The organism is Sphaerisporangium sp. NPDC049002 (assembly GCF_040649355.1).
Taxonomy (GTDB): Bacteria; Actinomycetota; Actinomycetes; order Streptosporangiales; family Streptosporangiaceae; genus Sphaerisporangium.
The window spans coordinates 1-4,817 of sequence record NZ_JBEZFH010000343.1 but is presented as its reverse complement, the minus strand read 5'-3'; the positions used below and the strand labels follow the sequence as shown (position 1 = coordinate 4,817).

Below are 4,817 nucleotides of genomic sequence, written 5' to 3'. Positions count from 1 at the left end.
TCCCGCCGCGCGTGTGATCCCGCCGCGCCCGACGACGGGGACGGGCCCGACGCCGCGCTCGGCATCTGGGCGGGCGTCCTGCCCCTGCACGCCGTCTGGGGCGACGCCGAGCCCGATCCGCTGCTGCCCGAAGGCCTCACCCCGCCGCCCCACATCGCCGGCCGCGCGCACCGGCGGTTCGTTTAGGACCGCACGCGGCACCGCTCTGGAAATGAGTTTGCGAGCGCATGAGATTTGACCCGGGATGTCTAGGAAATTGTGAAAGACAGGCGGATCTCGGGCGCGCGTCAAGCGCGAGTGGCGATGCTGTCCTGCTCATCACGGAGACCGCGTATCAATCGAGAGCACCGTCGATGACGGAAGGTGTATGGCGTGGCAAGCGTGGATACCACCAGGAACAGTCGCCAGTCGGATAAGCCAGTCGGGGCCGCGGTCGGCCAGCCCAGCGCCGGAAAGGTGGTGAGCGGGGCCAGGAAACCGGACGTCGCGGGAGACCTCTCACGGGAGTCGGACCAGAGGATGCGGGACATCCTCGAAATGACCGGCCTGTGGAACCGGGACGCCAAGGCGCCTACCTACGACGAACTCCGGCCGTACGGACATCGCGAGACATCCGGATTCCCGGTCTACAAGAACCTGGAGACGCGGCTGCTGAACGCCGTCGACCATCCGGATCCCGAAATCGCGCATCTCATGGCCACCTGCGCGGCCTATTCCTATTCGGACCCCAGAACCCTCTCCATGATCATGGCGAGAATGGGCCTGGAGGACAACCAGGTCCGCATGATCCAGACGTCCGTGGACGCCATGCTGATCAGTTCCACCGCCTACCTGATCCAGAGCAGGAACGGCAAAGTCGGGATCCTGTGTTACCGCGGAACCGACCCGCTGAATTTCATCGACTGGCTCAGCAACATCGACGTCGAACCGGAGCGCATCGGCTACCAGATCAGCGACCCGTGCTCGACGGTCCACGCCGGCGTCTACCGCAACGTACGCGCGACCCGGTACGAGGTCATGGACGCCCTACGGCACGCGTGCGACCGCCGGCCGATACGCGGCATGCGCGGCGACGGCGCCTCTTCGGCCAACGGCTCCTCGCAGGGCGAGGGCGGCTACGGCGTCGACCCCTCCCGGCTCGACGGGAACCTGGAGGCGCTGTACATCACCGGGCACAGCATGGGCGGGGCCATGGCCGCGCTCATGGGCGTCATGATCAGGCACGAGCGCAAGTACAGGGAGGCGTTCGCCGACCGGCTCAAGGCCGTCTACACCTACGGCCAGCCCATGATCGGCGACCCGAGCTTCGCCGAGGCGTGCGAGACCGACGAGTTCCTCCGCGACAACGTCATCCGCTACGTCTACGACAGCGACGTCGTCCCGCACCTGCCGTCCACCGCGTCGGGACCCTTCCGCCACTTCGGCCGCGAGCACCACTACCGGGTGCCGCACCTGCGCAACAGCATCGTGAACATGTTGACCTACCCGCGGTGCGCCTCGCAGTCGAGGAAGGGCCACTGGGAGACGCGGAAGCATCCGACGCCGCAGATGGCGGGCCTGCTCGGGATCCCGATGTCGGCGATGGCCTACATCGCCCGCAGGTTCGAGGCGACCCGCTCGCTGCCCGCCGTCTACTCGATCGACGACCATCTCCCGCAGCACTACATCTCCGCGCTGACCCCGCCCGGAGTGCAGAACGAGTTCGGGGACTAGGGACCGCGGGTCAGGCCCAGGACAGAGCACCTCGCGACCGCCGGTCCGCCTTCGGGCGGGCCGGCGGTCGCGTTCCCGTTCCGACCCGGCGGCGCGACACTTCAGTGAGCTTGTGGTCACTCTCGGTTACGATGATCGTGCTGGAGTTCCACGGTTGAGGAGAGAGCCATGCGACGTGTCCTGACCACCCTCAGCGCCCTGCTCGCCACCGCGCCACTGATCCTCGCGGCCCCAGGTCCGGCCGTCGCGGCCACGGGGAAGCTGATCATCACGACCGAAGGGGTCACCCGCAACCAGTTCTTCGATCCGGCGCCCGGGTGCTACGGGCTTCCCTCGTTCCGCCTTCTGAGCCGGGTCCAGGTGATCAACGCGACCAACGCCGACGTCATCGTCTACTCCGGCGCGAACTGCAGGTCAGGCCTCCTGCACGCGGCGACGCGCGTGCCGGCGGGCACGGTCGGCGAGCGCACGCTCACCGGCACGCACAGCGTCCAGGTCCAGCCCGCCTGACCCCCAGACTCTTGCGAAGGAGCACAGCCATGCTCACCACCCCGCACGTCGACGGTGCCCCCAACTGGGTCGAGCTCGGTACCCCCGACCCCGAGGCCGCCGCCGCCTTCTACGGCGCCCTGTTCGGCTGGAGCTTCCAGCCGGCCGGCCCCGATTCGGGGGGCTACGGCTTCTTCCGGCTCGACGGCCTGACCGTCGCGGCCGCCGGCCCGAACCCCGGCGCCTCGGCGTGGACGCTCTACTTCCAGACCCCTGACGCGGACGCCACCGCCAAGGCGGTCGAGGAGTGCGGGGGCGCCGTGCGCGTCTCGCCGTTCGACGTCTTCACCAGCGGCCGCATGGCCGGGTGCACCGACCCCGGAGGCGCCGAGTTCGCCCTGTGGGAGCCCCGCGAGGTCAGGGGGCTCGACCTCGTCGCCGAGCCCGGGTCCCTCGCCTGGACCGAGTTGTACGTCCCGGTGCCCGACGCGATCCGCGCCTTCTACGCGCAGGTCTTCGACTGGACCAGCGAGAACATGCCGTTCGGCGAGATGACCTACATCGTCGTCTCCACCGCCGAGGGGGACGACCCGGGCCTCGGCGGTGTCATGCCGTTGCAGGAGGGGGACACCCCGCACTGGCTTCCGTACTTCGAGGTCTCCGACTGCGACGAGGTGGTCGCCAGGGCGCGGGAGCTCGGCGGCCGGGTCGTCGCCCCCGCTGTGGGCGCCGAGGGCGTCGGCCGGTTCGCCGAGCTCGCCGACCCGTCGGGCGCGCGCTTCGCCGTCATCACCAGCGCCTGAACCTCAGAGCGGCGTCCCGGCCACGGCGGCCTTCTCGCGGAGGGGCGGCGCCGGGCCCGCGCCGTCGGCCTCCTCGTGGACGCGGTGCCTGCGGTGGTCCTGCGGGCTGACGCCGTGTACGCGCTTGAAGGCGGTGCTGAGCGCGAAGGAGCTGCCGTACCCGACCTGCCGCGCCACCGCGCCCACGGTGGCGTCGGACTCGCGCAGCATGTCGGCGGCCAGGGCGAGCCGCCAGCCCGTGAGGTAGGCCATGGGAGACTCGCCGACCAGGTCGGTGAACCGGCGCGCCAGCGCGGCGCGGGACACGCCGGTGCCCTCGGCCAGCGTGGCGACCGTCCAGGGATGGGCGGGGTTGTTGTGCAGCATGCGCAGGGCCTTGCCCACCACGGGGTCGCTGTGTGCGCGGTACCACGCGGGCGCCCCGGCCTCGGGACGGGAGAACCAGGCGCGCAGGACGGCGATGAGCAGCAGGTCGAGCAGCCGGTCGAGAACGGCCTCCTGGCCCGGCTCGTCCTTCACGATCTCGTCGCCGAGCAGGGCGATGAACGGGCAGTCCCAGGCGTCGCCCGGCAGGACCAGCAGCGTGGGCAGCGCCGCGAGCAGCCGCCGGTTGATCTCTCCCCGCATCTGGTAGGTGCCGGTGAGCATCACCGCCGACCCCGACGGGCTGTTGCCCCAGGTGCGGACGCCCAGGTCCATCGCCTGGGCCAGGGGCTCCCCCTCGGGGGTCGCACAGTGCTGGCCCGGATGGATGACCACCTGGGGAGGCGTGGCCGGGTCGTCGGCCACCGTGTACGGCTCGGGGCCCCGGATGATCGCGACATCCCCCGGGCTCAGCCGGACCGCTTCGCCGCCGTCGGGCACCACCCACGCCTCGCCCCGCACCATGGCCACCAGGGTGAGCGGCGCCCCGTCCTGGACGCGCAGGGACCAGGGCGGGGTGAGGATCGAGCGCAGCAGGAAGGCGCCCCTGGCCCTCGGCCCGTCGAGCATGCTCGCGAGGGTGTCCATACGGCTCACTCTAGACGCCTGAACATGGAATCGCGCTTCTCGACCATGGCCCGTCTCATGGTGCGGGCGATTGACTGTCGGCATGAAGAGACCAAGGAGGACGCGATGACGGACCTGGCACGAGGAGCCACCCTGGTCACCGCCACGATCATCACCGGGCTCGTCGCGGACCTGTTCTACGCCTACGCCATCTCGGTCATGCTCGGGCTGAACCGGACGGACGACCGCACCTTCGTCAGCGCCATGCGATCGATCAACGTGGCCATCCTCAACGGATGGTTCCTGCTCGCGTTCCTCGGCGCGCCGGTGCTGACCGCGCTCGCCGCGGTGCTCGCCCTCCGCGCGGGCACGGGCGCCGCGCTGCTCTGGATCGTGGCCGCGCTCGCGCTGTACGCGGTGGTGCTCATCGTCACCTTCGTCGTCAACGTGCCGCTGAACGACCAGCTGGAGGCGGCGGGATCCGATCACGCCCTGTCGCTCGCGGCCGTGCGCGGGCGGTTCGAGGCGCGGTGGGTCCGCTGGAACGTCGTCCGCGCGGTGGCCTCCACCGCGGCCTTCGGCTGCCTCACCTGGGCGCTCGTCCTGTTCGGGCAGAACTCGACCTCGGTGTGACGGGAGTCGTTCCCCTACGGGAGTCGTTCCCCTACGGGTGCCGTACGCCGCCGGCGCACGGCACCCGTCCAGCGTCTCAGACGTTGAAGTAGCTGGCCTCGGGGTGGTGCACGATCAGGGCCGAGGTCGCCTGCTCGGGATGCAACTGGAACTCCTCCGACAACGACACCCCGATCCGCGCCGGGTCCA

General features: G+C 70.4%; 6 protein-coding genes and 1 pseudogene. 5 read left to right on the top strand and 2 right to left on the bottom strand.

Annotated features, from left to right (window positions below; all coding sequences use genetic code 11):
• The 4 genes and pseudogenes from AB0B89_RS34930 to AB0B89_RS34915 all read left to right on the top strand — a co-directional run.
• Nucleotides 1-186 (top strand): annotated as a pseudogene (locus AB0B89_RS34930) (hypothetical protein); the annotation flags it as partial.
• Between the two features lie 186 nt (nucleotides 187-372).
• Nucleotides 373-1,713 (top strand): lipase family protein, encoded by a 1,341-nt coding sequence (locus AB0B89_RS34925; RefSeq protein ID WP_358561598.1) that lies wholly within the window; start codon nucleotides 373-375, stop codon nucleotides 1,711-1,713.
• A gap of 168 nt (nucleotides 1,714-1,881) precedes the next feature.
• On the top strand, nucleotides 1,882-2,223 hold the full coding sequence (locus AB0B89_RS34920) for a hypothetical protein (RefSeq protein WP_358561595.1): 342 nt from the start codon (nucleotides 1,882-1,884) through the stop codon (nucleotides 2,221-2,223).
• Nucleotides 2,224-2,252: 29 nt separating this feature from the next.
• On the top strand, nucleotides 2,253-3,005 hold the full coding sequence (locus AB0B89_RS34915; RefSeq protein ID WP_358561592.1) for a VOC family protein: 753 nt from the start codon (nucleotides 2,253-2,255) through the stop codon (nucleotides 3,003-3,005).
• Nucleotides 3,006-3,008: 3 nt separating this feature from the next.
• Here the strand turns inward: AB0B89_RS34915 and AB0B89_RS34910 are convergent, their stop codons facing one another.
• Nucleotides 3,009-4,016, bottom strand: a complete 1,008-nt coding sequence (locus tag AB0B89_RS34910; RefSeq protein WP_358561589.1) for an AraC family transcriptional regulator — start codon at nucleotides 4,014-4,016, stop codon at nucleotides 3,009-3,011.
• A gap of 105 nt (nucleotides 4,017-4,121) precedes the next feature.
• Here AB0B89_RS34910 and AB0B89_RS34905 point away from each other — a divergent pair, with 105 nt between their 5' ends.
• Nucleotides 4,122-4,628 carry an anthrone oxygenase family protein gene (locus AB0B89_RS34905; RefSeq protein WP_358561586.1) on the top strand — a complete coding sequence of 169 codons (507 nt, stop codon included), beginning with the start codon at nucleotides 4,122-4,124 and terminating at the stop codon, nucleotides 4,626-4,628.
• A gap of 76 nt (nucleotides 4,629-4,704) precedes the next feature.
• On the opposite strand, the gene AB0B89_RS34900 is transcribed toward AB0B89_RS34905, so the two are convergent.
• A complete protein-coding gene (locus tag AB0B89_RS34900) occupies nucleotides 4,705-4,797 on the bottom strand; it encodes a hypothetical protein (protein WP_358561600.1) in 93 nt (30 codons plus the stop codon).
• Nucleotides 4,798-4,817 lie beyond the last annotated feature (20 nt).

Coding starts and splice junctions, on each gene's coding strand:
- AB0B89_RS34920 (WP_358561595.1), top strand. CDS start 1,882: ATGCGACGTGTCCTGACCACCCTCAGCGCCCTGCTCGCCACCGCGCCA.
- AB0B89_RS34905 (WP_358561586.1), top strand. CDS start 4,122: ATGACGGACCTGGCACGAGGAGCCACCCTGGTCACCGCCACGATCATC.
- AB0B89_RS34915 (WP_358561592.1), top strand. CDS start 2,253: ATGCTCACCACCCCGCACGTCGACGGTGCCCCCAACTGGGTCGAGCTC.
- AB0B89_RS34910 (WP_358561589.1), bottom strand. CDS start 4,016: ATGGACACCCTCGCGAGCATGCTCGACGGGCCGAGGGCCAGGGGCGCC.